The sequence below is a fragment of the Endozoicomonas sp. OPT23 genome (assembly GCF_009653635.1).
GTDB lineage: Bacteria > Pseudomonadota > Gammaproteobacteria > Pseudomonadales > Endozoicomonadaceae > Endozoicomonas_A.
The window spans coordinates 227-431 of the sequence record NZ_PPFD01000026.1; the positions used below are offsets into that span (position 1 = coordinate 227).

The window sequence follows — 205 nt, forward strand, 5'->3', positions numbered from 1 at the left end:
TATCGTTACTCATGTCAGCATTCGCACTTCTGATACCTCCAGCCAACCTCCCGGTGGACCTTCGACGGCTTACAGAACGCTCCTCTACCGCTCGATAATAAATTATCGAACCCGTAGCTTCGGTGAATAGTTTGAGCCCCGTTACATCTTCCGCGCGAGCCGACTCGACCAGTGAGCTATTACGCTTTCTTTAAAGGGTGGCTGC

General features: G+C 51.7%; 1 rRNA gene (only partly in view). It reads right to left on the reverse strand.

Features of this window, described 5'->3' with window-relative positions:
• Positions 1-205 (reverse strand): 23S ribosomal RNA (locus tag EOPP23_RS21295); its annotated part reaches 226 nt to the left of the window's first position; the annotation flags it as partial.